Source organism: Pseudomonas sp. RIT-To-2 (assembly GCF_029623465.1).
In the GTDB taxonomy this organism is placed as follows: Bacteria; Pseudomonadota; Gammaproteobacteria; order Pseudomonadales; family Pseudomonadaceae; genus Aquipseudomonas; species Aquipseudomonas silvicola.
In genome coordinates this window covers 25,732-43,314 of record NZ_JAPYKM010000038.1, presented here as the reverse complement: position 1 = coordinate 43,314, position 17,583 = coordinate 25,732, and the positions used below count along the sequence as shown (strand labels likewise).

Genomic DNA, 17,583 nt, shown 5'->3' with positions numbered 1-17,583 from the left:
GTCTGGTTCCTTATTGTGGGTACGCGGGCGCGGCGGTTTCCAGCGTGCTGGTCGCGACGCCCGAGGCCAGGTGCATGATGCGTTCCTGGGTCGCGTCGGCGCGGTCCAGGGTGCCGGTCATGTGCCCTTCATGCATGACCAGGATGCGGTCACTCATGCCCAGCACTTCCGGCAATTCGGACGAAATCATGATCACTGCCAGGCCCTCGTCGGCCAGGTTGGCGATCAGGCGGTAGATTTCGGCCTTGGCACCGACGTCGACGCCCCGGGTAGGCTCGTCGAGGATCAGCACCCGGGGCTGGGTCATCAGCCAGCGCGCCAGCAAGGCCTTCTGCTGGTTGCCGCCCGATAGGCTGTCGATGCACTGGTCCAGGGACGGGGTCTTGACCCGCAAACGCTTGCACATGTCATCGCACAGCAGGCGCAGGGCCTTCTGGTGCACAAAGCCGTGGCCCACGTAGTGCGGCAGCACCGCCACTTCCATGTTCTCCAGCACTGACAGGCAGGAAAACAACCCGCTGAGCTTGCGGTCTTCGGTCAGCAGCGCCAGCCCCAGGTGAATGGCCTGGCCCGGGTCGCTCATGCGCACCGGCTTGCCATCGACGAACATCTCGCCTTCGGTGGCCGGGGTGATGCCGAACAGGGTTTCGGCGATGTTGGTGCGCCCTGCCCCCATCAGCCCGGCGATGCCGAGCACCTCGCCAGCCCTCAGCTCAAAGGAAACGCCTTCGAACACCCCCTTGAGGCCCAGGTTGCGCGCTGCCAGGCGCACTTCGCCCAAGGGCTGGGTACGTTGCGGAAACAACTGGGTCAGCTCGCGCCCGACCATCAGCGTGATCAGGGTGTCGCCATTGAGGGTGCCTGCGGGGTACTGGCCAATGAAGCAGCCATCGCGGAACACCGCTACCTGATCGGCGATGGTGAACACCTCGTCCATCTTGTGGGTGATATAGACGATGGCTTTGCCCTGGGCCTTGAGGTCGCGGATGATGGAGAACAGGTGCGCCACTTCCTTCTCGGTGATGGCCGAAGTGGGTTCGTCCATGATCAGGATCTCGGAGTCGTAACTGACCGCCTTGGCGATTTCCACCATCTGCCGCGCGGCGATGCTCAGTTCGCCTACCAGATCATCCGGCGTCAGGTCGATGCGCAGCCGGTTAAGCAGCTGCGTGGTGGCCCGGTGCATGGCACCGTGGTCGACCGTGTGCCATGGGGTCAGCGGCTCGCGGCCTATCCAGATGTTCTCGGCGATGCTCATGTGCGGCATCAGGTTGAGTTCCTGGTGAATCATGGCGATCCCGGACTTCAAGGCCGCGAGGGGGTTGTCCAGGGTCACGGCCTGGCCACGCAGGCGCAGCTCACCGCTGTCGGGCTGGTGGATGCCGGCGATGATTTTCATCAGCGTCGACTTGCCCGCGCCGTTCTCGCCCATCAGGGCCAGCACTTCACCGCGGTGCACGCTGAGGCGAACGTTGTCCAGGGCGGTCACGCCGGGGAAGCGCTTGGTCACGCCGGCCACTTCCAGCAGGCATTCATGTTCAACAGGGTCGTTGGCATAGGCAAACATCGGGGAGCACTCCAGGGCGAGCGGCAATCAGTGTTTGAACTGGTCGGCGTTTTCAGCGGTGATCAGTTGGAACGGCACCATGAGCCGGGGCGCCACGGTTTCCTTTTTCGCCAATTTCACGGCCGCGTCCACCGAGGCATCCGCCTGGCCCTTGGCGTCCTGATACACCGAAACGGCCAGATCGCCCTTCTTCACCGCATTGAGGCCATCGGGCGTGCCGTCCACACCGCCGATCAGCACTTTGCCCTTCTCGACACCGGCCTGCTCGAGCGCCATCGCCGCACCGATGGCCATTTCGTCATTGTTGGAGAACACGGCGTTGAACTCACGGCCCTGGGTGATCCAGTCATTGACCAGGTCCATGCCTTTCTGGCGCAACCAGATACCACTCTGCTCCTGGTCGATCTTGATGCCGGGGTATTTGGCCAGGATTTCCTTCACGCCCTTGGTGCGGTTCTGGGTGGAGTTGTTGGCCAGGTCGCCCAGCAGGATCACCACATTGCCCTTGCCGCCCAACTTGTCGGCCAGGTACTGGGCCTGCATTTCGCCGGCCTTGACGTCATCGGAGGCCACCACCACCACGCCCTTGGGCTGGTTGGGCTCATCCGGGCTGCGGTTCACGTACACCAGCGGAATGCCAGCCTCGGTGGCCTCCTTGGTGATGCGCCCGGTGGCTGCGGTGTCCACCGGGTTGACGATGATGGCGTCGACCTTCTGGCTGATGAAGCTTTCAACCTGGCTGAGCTGCTTGACCACGTCCCCGCGGGCGTCCTCGAATTGCAGCGACACGCCTTCGGGCAAGGACTTGGCCTTGGCGCCCATGGCTTCGCGCAGGTAGGTCAACCAGGTGTCATCGAATTGCGACATGGCCACACCGACCTTGAGGTCGGCCAAGGCAGCACCGCTGGCCAGGGACAGGGCCATTGCCAGGCAGAGGCGGCGGATGGCAGACGAGCGTGTGGAGCGCAGCCGCGTGGCTGACGGGGTGGAGGTTTTCATCGACGGCACCTTTTTATTGTTGTGCTTGGTTTTTTCATCCGCCGCGCCGGATGCGCGGTGGATGTGAAAGTCGGAACCTGCAATTGACTCTAGTAGAAAATAAATTCCATATCAAATGAATTTAGAATTTTGTTACAGCTTCCAGCGTAACCACTTCATGCCGGGCAGCACTGCGCCGGGCGGCGTCCAGCACCACCAGGGCCTGCACCGCATCGCGGGGGTCGACCGGCAACGGCGCGCCCTGGTCGACGGCGGCTTGCAACTGCTGGTAGAACCGCGGCCAGTTGCCGCGTTCGGACGGTACTTTCTCCCGGTCCTGGCCCTGCTCGAACCAGCCCCAGCGTCGGTGCTCCTCCACGCCCCAGCTATCGCCGGCGCTGGCGGGGGTCAGCCCGGCCTCGGCCTGCTCGCTCTGTACGTCGAGGCCCTCGACACAGTAACTGCCATGCTCGCCACTGACGCGAAACCGTGGCCTTGGCGCACTTTCCAGGGCATGGCCGTACAAATGGCTGACGACCCCGCTGGCGTGGGTCAAGGACACGAAGAAACCATGGTCGACGCTATGCTGGGGTTGTTGTTCAAGCTCGGCATACACCTGGCTGACCGGGCCGAACAGCAGCAACGCCTGGTCTACCAAGTGGCTGCCCAGGTCGCGCAGCCAGCCGCCACCGCTGTCGTTACCGACGCTGTCGGGCTCGAAACGCTCAATGGCCGACTCGAAACGGTGCACCCACCCCAGGGCTCCGGTGTCCAGCAGCTTGCGCACCGTAAGAAAGTCCGAGTCCCAGCGCCGGTTCTGGTACACGCTCAGCGGCACCGCCTGGCGCTCGGCGGCGTCCACCAGCACCCGCGCCTGTTCAGCGTCGGCTGCGAACGGCTTGTCGCTAACCACCGCCACCCCATGCTCGATCGCTTCGAGCACCAGGCCAGGGCGGCCCTTCAACGAGGTCGAGATCACCACCGCGTCGACCCCCGCCGCCACCAGTTGAGCCAGGTTGTCGTACGCCGCGACGCCGGGATAATCCGCTGCCAGTTGCGCCCGCCGCTCCGGCGACCGGGTGACCACCCCCACCCAGGTGGCGTTGCTCAGCGATGCCAGCAGTGGCGCGTGAAACACGCGGCCGCCGCGGCCATACCCTACCAGTCCTATACGCATGCTGCGGTCCTCCTGTTGCGGTTCAGTACTGGCGCGCCCGCGCCAGTTGCTGGTCCTGCGCGCGCCGCGCCTGGGCGGTACGGTCGCTGGTGGAGACCTGCGCCACGCCTACCCGCCACCACGACAGGTAACCGTGCACCATGGTCTTGGGCAGTACCTTGATGTCGATCAGGGTCGACACTGTCTGCTGGCGGGCATCGATCAGCGCCGCGTGCAGCTGGGCCAGGGTGCTGACCTTGTAGGTCTTGCAACCATAGGCCGCGGCGCTCATGGCAAAGTCCACCGGGATGAAGCCGCCATCCAGGCGCCCGGTCTCGGGGTCGCGGTAACGGAACTCGGTGCCGAAGCTGCCCATGCCGTTGCCCATCTGCAGGTTGTTGATGCAGCCGAAGGTCATGTTGTCCAGCAGCAGCACGTTGATCTTGCGCCGCTCCTGAATAGAGGTGACCAGCTCCGAATGCAGCATCAGGTACGAACCGTCGCCCACCAGGGCGTAGACCTCACGCTCGGGCTCGGCCAGTTTCACCCCCAGGGCTGCATTCACTTCATACCCCATGCAGGAATAGCCGTATTCCACGTGGTAGCTGTTGGCGCTGCGGGTCTGCCAGACGCGCTGCAGGTCACCCGGCAGGCTGCCAGCCGCCGCGACCACCACGGCGCTGGCCTCGATTTCGCGGTTGATCACGCCCAGCACCTGGCTCTGGGTCAAGGCCGAACCGGTCAGTTCAATGAATTCGCGCAGCACGGCCGGGTCCAGGCCATCGACCACTTCCGGCACGAAATCCTGGCTGCGGTAACCCACGCTGTAGACGCGCTCCACCTCGGCCTGCAACTGCGCTCGCGCCTCGATCACCTGGTTACCCCAACCGGCGCGATAGCCCTGGCGTGCCAGGGGTTCGGCCAACTGCTGCAGGGCCAGCTTGGCATCGGCGAGCACCTGCACGGCGTCCAGCTTGAGCACGTCGGCGCCATTGACGTTGAGGTTGAGGAACTGCACCTCGGGGTTCTGGTACAACCACTTGGAGGACGTGGTGAAGTCGGTGTAACGGGTGCCGATGCCGATGATCAGATCGGCCTCAAGGGCCAACTGGTTAGCCGCCAGGCAGCCGGTTTCGCCAATGCCGCCCACATTCAGCGGGTGGCTGGACACCAACGTGCCCTTGCCCGCCTGGGTTTCGGCGAAGGGAATGTCGAAGCGCTCGGCGAACGCCTGCAGGGTGTCCCCCGCGCCGGCGTACTTGACCCCGCCCCCGCAGATGATCAGCGGTTTGCGCTTGCCCGCCAGCAACGCAGCGGCGTCGGCGATGGCGGCGTCCACCGGCGGGCGACGGTCCACGCGGTGCACCCGCCGGGCCAGGAAACTGTCAGGGTAGTCATGGGCCTCGGCCTGCACGTCCTGGGGTAGCGCCAGGGTCACGGCACCCGTCTCGGCCGGGTCGGTGAGCACACGCATGGCCTGCAGGGCAGCGCTGATCAGTTGCTCGGGACGGTTGATGCGGTCCCAGTATTTGCTCACGGCCTTGAAGGCATCGTTGGTGCTGATGCTCAGGTCATGGAACTGTTCGATCTGCTGCAACACCGGGTCCGGTTGGCGACTGGCGTAGACGTCGCCCGGCAGCAACAGCAAGGGGATACGGTTGGCCGTGGCCGTAGCCGCCGCCGTCAGCATGTTCGCCGCACCCGGCCCCACCGATGAGGTACAGGCGTAGATTTTACGGCGCAGGTGCTGCTTGGCGAAGCCGATGGCGGCGTGGGCCATGCCCTGTTCGTTGCGGCCCTGGTGCACCACCAGTTGGCCGCCGTCCTGCTCCAGGGCCTGGCCCAGGCCCAGCACGTTGCCATGGCCGAAAATGGTGAACACGCCTTCGACGAACTTGCTCTGCACGCCGTCCACTTCGATGTACTGGTTGTCCAGGAAACGCACCAGGGCCTGGGCCATGGTCAATCGTGTCGTGCTCATGTTCGCACCTTTTATTCTTCAAACGGTTTCTGTGGTCAAACCGACGCCCCGGAATCAGCTCAACTGCTGGCTCAGGTAGCTCATGCTCTGCCCCAGCGCCTGACGGATATCGGCCAGGCCATGGACGCTCTCGGCGAACGGTTCCCATGACACGTAACCGTCATAGCCGCTGCTGAGCAGGCTGTCGATCTGCGCGGCGTTGCCAAGGATGTCGTGCTCGCCGATCAGCACGCGGTGCCCGTCCTGGATGCTGGCGAGCGGTGCCTCGCCGTCTTCCACGCCGCTGATGTGCACCAGCCCGGTAAGCGCCGGGAAGAACGCCTGCTCACCGGCCAGGTGGTGGTGAAAGGTGTCATGCACCAGCCGGAACACATCCAGGCCGCCGATAGCCTTGATCGCCTCCACGGCCTGGCCCTTGCGCCGCAGCGCAGACTGCTCGAAGCCCAGGGGTTCGACGAACCCCAGCAAGCCGTGCTCGCGCAGGATCGGCGCCAGCTCGGACAGCGCGGTACGCAGGCCCGCGGCGCGGGCAGCCGTGTCGCGGGTATCGCCGTGCTCGTTGAGCGGGCACATCACCAGGCCCGTGGCACCGCAATCGCGGGCATAGGCCGCCAGCTTCAGGGCCTGGGCGCGGCGTTCATCGTTCCATACGTCGAAGGGGTAAAGCGCGTTGATCGACAACACGCGAATGCCGTGTGCGGCGCACAAGTGGCGAATACGTTCCGGTGGCGTGCCGTCTTCGATCTCGACGCCCTTGAGGTCGTTGCGGATCTCGATGGCATCGGCTTTCAGGGCCACGGCCAGGTCGATGAACTCGGCCAGTGGCAGGTGGGGGGCGACCATGCGGTTGAGGGCGAAACGCAGGGGCTGGCGCATTTGTCATTGTTCTCCGGAAGAATGGCGCGGACGGTTTTGAATACGCGATGGCCGCTTCCCGAGCTTCGCCCGGTCCCACAGGGAAAAGAGCAGCCATGCTGTGGGGGCAGGCGACGCCGGGACTATTTGGCCGTAGGCATGCTGAACTCGGCGCCCTTGGCGATGCTGTCGGGCCAGCGCTGCATCACGCTCTTGTAGCGGCTGTAGAACCGCAGCCCTTCTTCGCCGTAAGCATGGTGGTCGCCGAACAGCGAGCGCTTCCAGCCCCCGAAGGAATGCCAGGCCATGGGCACCGGAATCGGTACGTTGATGCCAACCATGCCCACCTTGATGCTACGGGCGAAAGCCCTGGCGATGCCGCCGTCACTGGTGAAGCACGACACGCCGTTGCCGAATTCGTGGGCGTTGATCAGTTCTACCGCGGTGGCGAAATCCGGCACGCGGATGATGCCCAGCACCGGGCCGAAGATTTCCTGCTGGTAGATGCTCATCTCGGCAGTCACGCCATCGAACAGCGTGGCACCGACGAAGAAACCCGCCTCGCTGCCCGGCACCTTCAGGCCGCGGCCATCCACCAGCAGCCTGGCACCCTGCTCCACGCCCTGGGCAATGAAGCCCTCGACCTTGGCCTTGTGCTCGGCGGTCACCAGGGGGCCCATCTCGCTGTCAGCGTGCAAGCCATTGCCGACCTTGAGGCGGTCGATGCGCGGCAGCAGTTTTTCCACCAGTTTGTCACCCACGTCACCCACCGCCACAGCGATGGAAATCGCCATGCAGCGCTCCCCCGCCGAACCGAAGGCCGCGCCCATCAGCGCATCCGCGGCCTGGTCGAGGTCGGCGTCGGGCATCACGATCATGTGGTTCTTGGCGCCCCCCAGGGCCTGGACACGCTTGCCGCGGCTACTGGCCTGCTGGTGGATGTACTCGGCGATGGGGGTGGAGCCCACGAACGAAATGGCCTCGATGTCGGGGTGCTGCAGCAAGGCATCCACGGCCGTCTTGTCACCTTGCACCACGTTGAACACGCCATCCGGCAGCCCGGCCTCGGTCAGCAGCCGGGCCATCAACAGACTGGCGCTGGGGTCACGCTCCGAGGGCTTGAGCACGAAGCAGTTGCCGGTGACCAGGGCCATGGGGATCATCCACAGCGGCACCATCACCGGAAAATTGAAGGGCGTGACACCCGCGCATACCCCCAGGGGCTGGCGCAGGTTCCAGTTGTCGATACCGCCACCGATGTTGTCGCTGAAGGAGGTCTGCAGCAGGCTGGGCGCCCCGCAGGCGAACTCGACGATCTCGATGCCACGGGTCACTTCGCCCTTGGCGTCGGAAAACACCTTGCCGTGCTCCCGGCAGATCAATTGCGCCAGCTCGTCGTGGTGCTGATCCAGCAGTTCCTTGAACTTGAACAGAATGCGTGCGCGGCGCAGGCTCGATTGCTCGGCCCAGGCCGGGAAGGCTTTTTTCGCCGAGGCCACGGCCTGTTCCACCGTTTCCACGCTGGCCAGGGCCACGCGCGCCTGCACCTCACCGGTGGCCGGGTTGAACACCGGGCTGTGGCGCTGGGCCTCTTCACTGACGCGGCCGTGCAGGTAGTGGCCGATTACGGGGGCTTCGCTCATGGTCGTTCTCATGTCCTGAAGGGAGTCAAAGGTCCAGCAGCCATTCATGCTGCGGGTCGTTGTGGAACTGCCACACCCGCTTGGGCCCGGCCATCACGTTGAGGTAGTAGCTTTCGTAGCCGTACGGCACGCTGACCGGGTGGTAGCCTTCGGGCACCACCACCAGATCGTTGTTCTCCACGGCCATGGCCTGGTCTATATGGCGGTCGTCGGTGTACACCCGCTGGAACACGAAGCCCTGGGGTGGGTTGACCTGGTGGTAGTAGGTCTCCTCCAGGAAGCTCTCGGCCGGCAGCGCATCGCGGTCATGCTTGTGGGGCGGGTAACTGGAGCTATGGCCCGAAGGCGTGCGCACCTCCACCACCAGCAGGGAATGGGCCACCTCGGTGTCCGGCAGGATGTCGCACACGTAGCGGGTGTTGGCGCCCTTGCCGCGGCTGCTGCGCTTCATGCTCTGGGGGGTGATCAGCCGTGCGTTCAACTCGCCGGCCGGCGCGCCAGGGGCGGCGCACACCGCCACCTGCAGGTCGCTCAGGGCTTCCAGGCGGGCTTGGCTGCCGCTGGGCAGGTACACCGCCCAGGGCGATTTCTCCTCGAACACCGAGTGCCGTTCCCCCAGGTTGTCCCAAGTGAAGGCGCCCTGAACGGGCGCCTCGCCGCTGAGGCTCGCGCGCCCGGTGAGGATCACCACGCACAGCTCCTTGTCGCCGGCCGCCAGGGGCAGGCTTTCGCCCAGGCTGAGGCGGTGTGCGCTGAAGCCCACGTATTCCAGGGTATTGTCGGCCAGGCGTACCACCTCCTGGCCCTGTTGATGACTCTTGACCAGCAGGCTCATGCAGCAGTCCTCCGTTCACGGGCTTGGGCAAGCAAGGTGTGCAGGGTATCGAAACCCTTTTTGGCGTAGGCATAACTGGGGGCCACGGCAGGGTCCTGTTCGGCCTCCACCACCAGCCAGCCCTGGTAGTCCACGGCCAGCAGTTCATCGATCAGTGGCGCGAAATCGATATCACCGTCGCCCGGCACGGTGAAGGTGCCGTTGACGATGCAGTCGGGGAAACTCCACAGGTTGTTGCGCGCCAGCTGCACCACGGGCTTGCGTACGTCCTTGAAATGCACGTGGCACACCCGCTGGATATGCGTGCGCAGCACCGTCAGCGGGTCACCGCCGCCCATGTAGCAATGGCCGGCATCGAACAGCAGGCCCACTTGCGGGCCGGTCAGGGCCATCAGGGTGTCGATGTCCTGGGGTGCCTCCACGTAGGCGCCCATATGATGATGGTAGGCCAGGCGCACGCCCTGGCTGAGGGTAAAGGTTGCCAGTTCGTCGAGTTTCCCGGCGTACGCTTGCCAGGCCTGCTGGCTATGGAAACGCGGGCGTTCCACCAGGGGAATACGCTTGCCCTGGATGGCGTCGGCCACTTCGCCGTACACCAGTACGCTGGCGCCATTGAACGCCAGCAACTGCACGTGACTGGCAATGGCATCGATCTCTTCGGCGGCCGTGCGCTGGGCCAGGCGCCCGGAGTACCAGCCCGACACCAGGGCCAGGTCATGAGGCTTGAGCACCTGGGCCACGCCCGGGCCGTCCTTGGGGAATTTGCCATTGAGTTCGAAGCCCTCGTAGCCGATGGCCTTGCCTTCGCTGAGCGCGGTGCTCAGCGGGGTTTCGCCGCCCAGGGACGGCAGGTCGTCGTTGCTCCAGGAAATCGGGTTGATGCCGATACGAATCGCGGATGGCATGGCTGCACCTGTTGTTGTTATCGGTGGGGGTGACGTTCAGCGGCCGTGGCGGGCCGAACGCCAGGCCTCGATCAGTTGGCTGAATCGTTGACGCACCTGGGCCACCAGGCCGGCGTCGTCGAGTTCGCCGTTGAACCAGGCACGGCTGGGCTCATGGAAAATCGTGCGGCCCACGGCGAAACCGCGGCAGGTCGTGCTGGCAGCGGCTTGGGCAAAACCTTCGGCCAACTCGCTGGCCGGGGCGTTGAGGCCCAGCAGCACCACGCCACGGCAATAGGGGTCACGCTCCTGGATCAAGGCATCCAGAGCCTGCCATTGCTCAGCGCTCTGGGCCTCTATTTTCCACCACGCCGGGTAGATACCCAGGTTGTACAGGCGCTTGATGGCACGGTAGAGCACGTCGGGGTGGGCGCCGGGCAGGTCCTTGGGCGGAATGATTTCAAGCAGCAGCTCATGGCCGCTGGTGATCGACGCCTCGTACAGGCCACGAATCTGCGCTTCCTGTTCCAGGCGCAGCAAGGGCTCATCATCAGGGTGGAACTGCACCAGGCACTTGATGATCTGCTCGCTGGGCCAGGCGATCAGGTTGCTGGCCACCGAACGGCCATGCTCGAACGCCAGGGGCCGCGAACCTTGCACCTCCACCGGCCGGGCGATCCACCAGCCGCGCCCGCTGGCCGCGTTCAGTGCATCCTGACCAAAGCGCTGGTCGGCCAGCAGCCCGACATCGGCGGCGATGCCGCGCTTGGCCAGGTCCGCCTCCACTTCTTCTATGGCGCGCAGAAACAGCTGCTTGAGCACGGGAATCGTGGCCAGGTCACGGCCGGCCTGCTGAGCCAGCTCCACCAGTTGCCCGCGGTGGTCGAAGGCGAAAATGAACAGTTGCTGCCATTGCTTGCGCGGCGTCGTGACCCGGTGCAGGCGTTGCAAGGTATCGTCCTTGTCCGGGCGGGTAATGGGCACCGGGCTGTTGAACAGGTAATCCAGCTCGGCCGGTGTCGGCATGGCCGGGGCACAGGCGTGGCGCGACACCACCAAGCCACCACAGGCATTGGCCAACTGGCAGCAACGGGCGTCATCGGCGTCGTTGAGCCAGCCGCTGAGGAACCCCGACATGAACGCATCACCCGCGCCCAGTACATTCAGCACTTCCACCCGGGTACCCGGGTGAATCTCGCCGTCTTCCAGGCGCGCCGGTATATCGCCATGGATCACCGTGCACCCCTGAGCGCCCAGCTTCACCACCAGGGTGGCGCTGCTCAGCTCGCGCACGGTGCGCAGGGCACTGAGCAAATCGGTGCTACCGCCGGCGATGAGAAACTCTTCTTCGGTGCCGACGATCAGGTCGAATCGTGGCAGGATACGTTGCACATGGGCGCTGACCTTGTGGTCGGCGACAAAGCGCGTCTCGCCGTCTGCTTTGCCCGCCAGGCCCCACAGCACCGGGCGGTAGTCGATATCGAGCACGCGCTTGACGTTGTGCCGCTCGGCATAATCCAGGGCCTGACTGCTGGCCTGGTAGACGCCGTCGGTAGAGAAGTGGGTGCCGGTGATCAGCAGCGCCTTGCTGGAGGCGATGAAGTCTTCGCGCACGTCTTCGGCGCGCAGGGCCATGTCGGCGCAGTTCTCGCGGTAGAACACCAATGGAAAGGTTTCACGGTCCTTGAGGCCCAGCAGCACCATGGCGGTGAGGCGCTCGGGGTCGACCTTGATGGCCGAGGTGTCGCAGCCTTCACGCTGCAGCGACTCGACCAGGAAGCGCCCCATGTGGTCGTCCCCTACCCGGCTGAGCATGGCCGACTTGAGGCCCAGCCGCGCAGTGCCGAAGGCAATGTTGGCGGAAGAACCGCCCAGGTACTTGGCGAAGCTGGAAACATCTTCCAGCCTGGCCCCCACTTGCTGGGCATAAAGGTCTACGCCCAGGCGGCCCAGGCAAATCAGGTCCACGTGTCGACCGGTGGCAAAACGAGTCTGGCCCATGCTGGCTCCTGTTATTGTTATCAGCCTGCGACACGGCTTGAGGCGGCCGGTATCGCTTTCTTGAGCTCCAGACTAGAACGGCTTTTCTACCGGATCAACTTTTTTTCTATAAATTTTTCAAGCGGAATTTATTTTCCAACTTAAAGCCCGCATACTGTGTTTGAGCGTTTCTGGCGGGTTCGTCATTTGAACTGGACCTTTTGCTCAGGTTTTTTTCCCGGCCTACCCTGTAGACTGCGTGTGCCAGCCACCACCTGGGACCCGCGTGCAAAAAGGGGCCCGAACGAATACGTAGAAGGATACGACCATGTCCCGCCCTGATCAGCAGGCCTCCCCCGAGCCGTCAGCCGCCAGCGCCCCGGCCAGCGCCGAGCAGTTGCTGCAACTGATCACCCGCGAATACGAAGGGCTGCCGCGCCAGCTCAAGCGTATCGCCAGCTACATGAGCCAGCAGAGCGACCGCATCATGGTCGACCGCATCAGCGACATCGCCGGCGAATGCGAAGTGCACCCCTCCGCCATCGTGCGCTTCTCCCAACGGTTCGGCTTCAGCGGTTTCAGCGAAATGCAGGCCCTGTTCCGCGAGGCCTATACCCACAAAGCCACGCCGGTGCAGAACTACCAGCAGCGCATCCGCAGCCTGATCGCCAACAAGTCGCAGAAAGCCAGCGGCGCCGACCTGGCCCGCGAATGCATCGACGCCACCCTGTCGGGCATCGAGCGCCTGGGCGGCGAGCTGGATGACGAAGCGTTCGAGAAAGCCGTGGACCTGGTGGTCAACGCCGAGAACATCTACGTGGTGGGCGTGCGTCGTTCATTCGCGGTGGCCGACTACCTGGTCTATAACCTGCAGCACACCAACAAGCGCATCCATCTGGTGTCGGGCCTGGGTGGCAGCTACCGCGAGCAGATGCGCAGCGTACGCCAGGGCGACCTGGTCATCGCCATCAGCTTCACCCCCTACGGCAAGGAAACCCAGCACTGCCTGCGCATCGCCCAGCACCACCTGGCCAAGACCCTGATCATCACCGACTCCACCCTCTCGCCCCTGGCCAAGCGCGCCAACAGCGTGCTGCTGGTCAATGAGGGCAGCTCGTTCGCCTTCCGCTCATTGAGCGCCACGCTGTGCCTGTGCCAGGCGTTGTTCATCGCGGTGGCGTACCGGCTGGAGTTGAAGGTGGACGAGATGCATGAGCAGGTGGGTTTTGAGGATTAGTACGGTTGTGGCCTGATGCCAGGATGAAAACGCCAGCCGGGCTGGTCGACAACCTTCATCCCAACAGCTGACTCAACACCGCCCTCAACTTCCCCGCTTTCACCGGTTTGTTCAGCACCGGCGCACCCAACCGCTGCATCTGCCGCCGAAACGGGTCGCTGCGTTCGGCGGTGATCATGACCGCCGGGATCGCCAGGGCGTAGTGCTCACGCAGGCGCTTGATCACCTGGCAGCCCGTCACGCCGCGGTCCAGGTGGTAGTCGGCGATGATCAATTCCGGCGCGTGCCCGGCCAGCACCGCCATGGCCCCGGCCTCGTCCGTGGCGGTCAGCACCTGGCAGCCCCATTGGCCCAGCAGGTCGGCCATGCTGCGCAGAATGGCCGGCTCATTGTCCAGCACCAGCAGACGCCGCCCCGGCAACGGGTTGCCCAGGCGCGGTAGCGTTGGCAGGCTGGCCAGCGGCGGGCGGGGCGCCAACGGCACCAGGATGCTGAACACCGAACCGCGCCCCGGAGTGGAACGCACCTGCACACTGCTATCGAGAATGCGCGCGATGCGCTCGACAATCGCCAGACCCAGGCCCACCCCCTTGCGCTGCGCAGCGAGGCCCACATCCAGTTGGTTGAACTCTAGGAAAATGGCCTGCAACTGGTCCGGGGCGATGCCCCGGCCAGTGTCCCAGACCTCGATACGCAGGTGCTCGCCCCGACGACGCGCACCCAACAGAATGCGGCCTTGCTCGGTGTAGCGGCAGGCATTGCTGAGCAAGTTGCGCAGAATACGCGTCAGCAACCGCAGGTCGGTGCACACGGCAAACTGCCCGCAGCGCAGGCTCAGCCCCAACCCGGCTGCCTGCGCCACGGGCTGGAATTCGGAAGCCAGCGGCGCCAGCACTTCCTCCAGGCGGTAGACCTCGACGTCCGGCTTTACCGCGGCCTGGTCCAGGCGCGAGATGTCGAGCAAATCGGTGAGCAGGTCTTCGGCGCCTTCCAGGGCCTGATGGGTGCGCTCCACCAGGCCCTTTTCAGCCGCCGGCAAGGGCCGCTCGCGCAGGGTGGAAATCAGCAGGCGAGCCGCGTTGAGTGGTTGCAGCAAATCGTGGCTGGCGGCCGCCAGGTACTTGTCCTTGCTGAGGTTGGCCGCCTGGGCGGCGTCGCGGGCTTCGCGCAACTCCTCGGTGCGCTCGCTGACCCGCCGCTCCAGCTCATCATTGAGCTGCTGCAAGCGCAGGGACAGGGCCTGGTAACGGTTGCGCTCGGTTTCCAGTTCCTGCAGGCGCGCGGCCAGCTCCGGGTAATGGCTTTTGCGCACCGAGTGGTTGGTCAGCCCCAGTAGCCCGGCCAACGCCTCCTGGCGCGGGTCAGAGGGCTTCGCCAAACACCACCTCGACGTCACGCTGGCTGGAATGGCGCGGGTTGGTGAGGATGCACGGGTCGTGCATGGCGTGGTGGGACAGGAATGGGATGTCGGCCATGCGCACCCCGTGCAACCCCAGGGTTTCGTGGAACCCGATGGCGCGCTTGAGGGCGATCAAGTGGTCCACCAGGCGCTGGCGGATCTGCGGGTGGCCGAGCCCACGGCAATCGATACCGCAGGTCTGGGCAATCACCTGGAAACGCTCCGGGGCGGCGCTGTAATTGAACGCCACCACGTGTTCGATCAACACCGCGTTGCACAACCCGTGGGGCAGGTCGAGAAAACCACCCAGGCTATGGGACATGGCATGCACCGCCCCCAGAATGGCATTGGAAAACGCCAGCCCGGCCTGCATGCTGCCCAGCATGACCTTTTCACGCAGGGCCAGGTCATGGGGGTTGGCGATCATCTGCACCAGGTGGCCGTTGATCAGGCGGATGGCCTCCAGCGCATGGGGGTCGGTCAGTGGCCCGTGGCCGGTGGACACAAAGGCTTCGATCGCGTGTACCAACGCGTCGACGCCGGTACAGGCCGACAGGAACGGGTCCATGCTCAGCGTGGTTTCCGGGTCGATCAACGCCACGTCGGGGACAGCGCCCTTGCTGACGATGGAAATCTTCATGCGCTGTTCCTGGTTGGACAGGATCACGAACTGCGACACGTCCGCCGAGGTGCCGGCCGTGGTGGGAATCAGGATCAGCGGCGGGCTGGGCACCCGCAGGGTGTCCACGCCTTCGAACTCGAGAATATGCCGGTCGTGGGCCACCACGATGCCAATGGCCTTGGCGCAGTCCATGGGGCTGCCGCCGCCCACCGCGACAATCACATCGCAGTGCTCGGCGCGGTAGCACTCGGCGCCTTGCATCACTTCTTCGATACGCGGGTTGGGTGAAACCGCGCTGTACAGCGCATAGTCGATGCCCTCGGCGGCCAGGCTGGCCTCCACATCCGCCACCCAGCCAGCGTTGATGACACCGGGGTCGCTGACCAGCAGCACCTTGCGGGCACCGAAGTTCTTGGCGTAATTGGCGACGTGGTGGCGGCACCCGGCACCGAAGATGATCTCCGGCGAGACGAATTTGCGCAGTTGGCTGATGGCGGGGCTCATGGGCTGTTCTTCTGGCGGGGACAGTTGCGGTCAGGGTAAAGCATTGGCACGGCAATGCGCAGCCTGCCTGCGCCGTGTCGACTACTACTTTGGTACTGGGGTGACGTGCCAAAGTAGCATAGGCAAAACGCCGCACCGCGCCTGTAATGCCCGCATAACTAGAAAGAGCCTGCCCGCCATGATTCGTGTCCTTGTCTCTTTGCTCTGCCAAGCACTGGTCGGCCTCATGCTTGGCCTGCTCATCGCCACCCTCGCCCACGCCGCCAGCCCGTCCCAGGCCCCCCGTGCCAAGTGGGTCCGCGCCTTGTGATACCCTGTTCCAGGCCCGTTGCCCACAACAAGAACCTGCCCCCATGTACCGATTCCTGATTGCCGACGATCACCCGTTGTTCCGCGAAGCCATGGCCCGGGTGCTGCTTGACGCCTTCGCCGGCTGCGAAGTGCTGGAAACCGCGGACCTGGACACCACCCTGGCGCTGACCGACGCCCACGATGACCTGGACCTGATCCTGCTGGACCTGAACATGCCTGGTATGCACGGCCTGGCCGGGTTGCTGACCTTGCGCAACCACGCACCGACCATTCCCGTGGTGATCGTTTCGGCCGAGCAGGACAAGCAGGTGGTGCTGCAGGCCATCACCTACGGCGCCGCCGGCTTCATCACCAAGTCATCGCCGCGGACGCAGATGACCACTGCCATCACCCAGGTGCTGGACGGCGACGTCTACCTGCCTGCCGACATCATCCGCAGCGCCGCCAGCCGCCCGGCCCAGCCTGGCACCTCGGTGCCGGGGCTGACGGTGGAACTGCTGGAAGCCCTGACCCGCAAGCAGTTGCAGGTACTGGAGCGCATGGCCAAGGGCGAGTCGAACAAGCAGATCGCCTGGCACCTGGACATCGCCGAGACCACGGTGAAGGCGCATGTCTCGGCGATACTGCGCAAGCTGAATGTGCATAATCGGGTGCAGGCGATATTGAGCGCCGGGGAGATAGATTTCGGTGCCTATCTTCGGCGGTGACAGCCGCGAAACACGCTCACCTGCACCGGGTGGCCCTGACCTAATTCCAAGGCAAACAAACAAGGCGGTCCAGGCAATCTCACAGACATAACTGGCCCGAAACAGATGTGGGACCGGGCTTGCCCGGGAAGCGCCGCGCGGGCGGCGCGCGGTCTCAAGGGCGCAGGATATCTCCAGCCATGCACTTGGCGGCCTTCATACGGTTCCATGCCGGAAAAACAAGGCGGTCCAGGCAATCCCACAGGCATAACTGGCCCGAAACAGATGTAGGAGCGGGCTTGCTCGCGAAGCGCCGCGCGGGCGGCGCACGGTCTCAAGGGCGCAGGATATCTCCAGCCATGCACTTGGCGGCCTTCATACGGTTCCATGCCGGAAAAACAAGGCGGACCAGGCAATTCCACAGGCATAACTGGCCCGAAACAGATGTAGGAGCGAGGGGGGCGCCTAGCCCTTGCTCGCGAAGCGCCGCGCGGGCGGCGCGCGGTCTCAAGGGCGCCGGATATCTCCAGCCATGCACTTGGCGGCCTTCATACGGTTCCATGCCGGAAAAACAAGGCGGACCAGGCAATCCCACAGACATAACTGGCCCGAAACAGATGTAGGAGCGGGCTTGCTCGCGAAGCGCCGCGCGGGCGGCGCGCGGTCTCAAGGGCGCCGGAAAAACCAAGGCATGCACCTGGCGGCCCTAACCCCATCCAAAGCCAAACAACCAAGGCGGTCCAGGCAATCCCCCAGACATAACTGGCCCGAAACAGATGTAGGAGCAGAGCTTGCTCGCGAAGCGCCGCGCGGGCGGCGCGCGGTCTGAAGAGCGCTACAACAACATCGACTAGCGCTTGGTGGCCATGATGAGATCTCCAGCGGGGCCCCCAAAAGCCTGTCATGAAATCGCATCAGGGCCTCCAGGTGCATGCCTTGGTTTT

The 17,583-nt window shown here is 64.6% G+C and carries 14 protein-coding genes; 3 read left to right on the top strand and 11 right to left on the bottom strand.

Annotated features, from left to right (window positions below; genetic code table 11):
* Positions 1-10: 10 nt before the first annotated feature.
* From QBK88_RS25630 to QBK88_RS25590, 9 genes are all read right to left on the bottom strand, one after another.
* Positions 11-1,567 (bottom strand): sugar ABC transporter ATP-binding protein, encoded by a 1,557-nt coding sequence (locus QBK88_RS25630; RefSeq protein WP_277964232.1) that lies wholly within the window; start codon positions 1,565-1,567, stop codon positions 11-13.
* A 27-nt stretch (positions 1,568-1,594) separates the two neighbouring features.
* Positions 1,595-2,491 carry a sugar ABC transporter substrate-binding protein gene (locus tag QBK88_RS25625; protein WP_277964247.1) on the bottom strand — a complete coding sequence of 299 codons (897 nt, stop codon included), beginning with the start codon at positions 2,489-2,491 and terminating at the stop codon, positions 1,595-1,597.
* A 196-nt stretch (positions 2,492-2,687) separates the two neighbouring features.
* Complete coding sequence (locus QBK88_RS25620) at positions 2,688-3,722, bottom strand: Gfo/Idh/MocA family protein (protein WP_277964231.1); 1,035 nt, start codon at positions 3,720-3,722, stop codon at positions 2,688-2,690.
* A 22-nt stretch (positions 3,723-3,744) separates the two neighbouring features.
* Positions 3,745-5,682, bottom strand: a complete 1,938-nt coding sequence (gene iolD / locus QBK88_RS25615; protein ID WP_277964230.1) for a 3D-(3,5/4)-trihydroxycyclohexane-1,2-dione acylhydrolase (decyclizing) — start codon at positions 5,680-5,682, stop codon at positions 3,745-3,747.
* Between the two features lie 54 nt (positions 5,683-5,736).
* On the bottom strand, positions 5,737-6,558 hold the full coding sequence (locus tag QBK88_RS25610; RefSeq protein WP_277964229.1) for a TIM barrel protein: 822 nt from the start codon (positions 6,556-6,558) through the stop codon (positions 5,737-5,739).
* Between the two features lie 122 nt (positions 6,559-6,680).
* Positions 6,681-8,180, bottom strand: a complete 1,500-nt coding sequence (locus QBK88_RS25605; RefSeq protein WP_277964228.1) for a CoA-acylating methylmalonate-semialdehyde dehydrogenase — start codon at positions 8,178-8,180, stop codon at positions 6,681-6,683.
* 25 nt (positions 8,181-8,205) lie between these two features.
* Positions 8,206-9,015: a 5-deoxy-glucuronate isomerase gene (gene iolB, locus QBK88_RS25600; RefSeq protein ID WP_277964227.1), complete on the bottom strand. Its 810-nt coding sequence runs from the start codon at positions 9,013-9,015 to the stop codon at positions 8,206-8,208.
* Positions 9,012-9,920: a myo-inosose-2 dehydratase gene (gene iolE / locus QBK88_RS25595; protein ID WP_277964226.1), complete on the bottom strand. Its 909-nt coding sequence runs from the start codon at positions 9,918-9,920 to the stop codon at positions 9,012-9,014. The genes iolB and iolE overlap by 4 nt, the downstream gene beginning before the upstream one ends.
* A gap of 36 nt (positions 9,921-9,956) precedes the next feature.
* Positions 9,957-11,900: a bifunctional 5-dehydro-2-deoxygluconokinase/5-dehydro-2-deoxyphosphogluconate aldolase gene (locus tag QBK88_RS25590; RefSeq protein ID WP_277964225.1), complete on the bottom strand. Its 1,944-nt coding sequence runs from the start codon at positions 11,898-11,900 to the stop codon at positions 9,957-9,959.
* Between the two features lie 307 nt (positions 11,901-12,207).
* On the opposite strand from QBK88_RS25590, the gene QBK88_RS25585 reads away from it, so the two are divergent.
* On the top strand, positions 12,208-13,116 hold the full coding sequence (locus QBK88_RS25585; protein ID WP_268141358.1) for a MurR/RpiR family transcriptional regulator: 909 nt from the start codon (positions 12,208-12,210) through the stop codon (positions 13,114-13,116).
* A gap of 55 nt (positions 13,117-13,171) precedes the next feature.
* On the opposite strand, the gene QBK88_RS25580 is transcribed toward QBK88_RS25585, so the two are convergent.
* Together QBK88_RS25580 and ercA are read right to left on the bottom strand one after the other, a co-directional pair.
* A complete protein-coding gene (locus QBK88_RS25580; protein ID WP_277964224.1) occupies positions 13,172-14,494 on the bottom strand; it encodes a hybrid sensor histidine kinase/response regulator in 1,323 nt (440 codons plus the stop codon).
* On the bottom strand, positions 14,478-15,641 hold the full coding sequence (gene ercA, locus QBK88_RS25575) for an alcohol dehydrogenase-like regulatory protein ErcA (protein WP_277964223.1): 1,164 nt from the start codon (positions 15,639-15,641) through the stop codon (positions 14,478-14,480). The genes QBK88_RS25580 and ercA overlap by 17 nt, the downstream gene beginning before the upstream one ends.
* 178 nt (positions 15,642-15,819) lie before the next feature.
* On the opposite strand from ercA, the gene QBK88_RS25570 reads away from it, so the two are divergent.
* Positions 15,820-15,951, top strand: a complete 132-nt coding sequence (locus tag QBK88_RS25570; protein ID WP_277964222.1) for a hypothetical protein — start codon at positions 15,820-15,822, stop codon at positions 15,949-15,951.
* A gap of 43 nt (positions 15,952-15,994) precedes the next feature.
* On the top strand, positions 15,995-16,660 hold the full coding sequence (locus QBK88_RS25565) for a response regulator (RefSeq protein WP_268141350.1): 666 nt from the start codon (positions 15,995-15,997) through the stop codon (positions 16,658-16,660).
* Positions 16,661-17,583 lie beyond the last annotated feature (923 nt).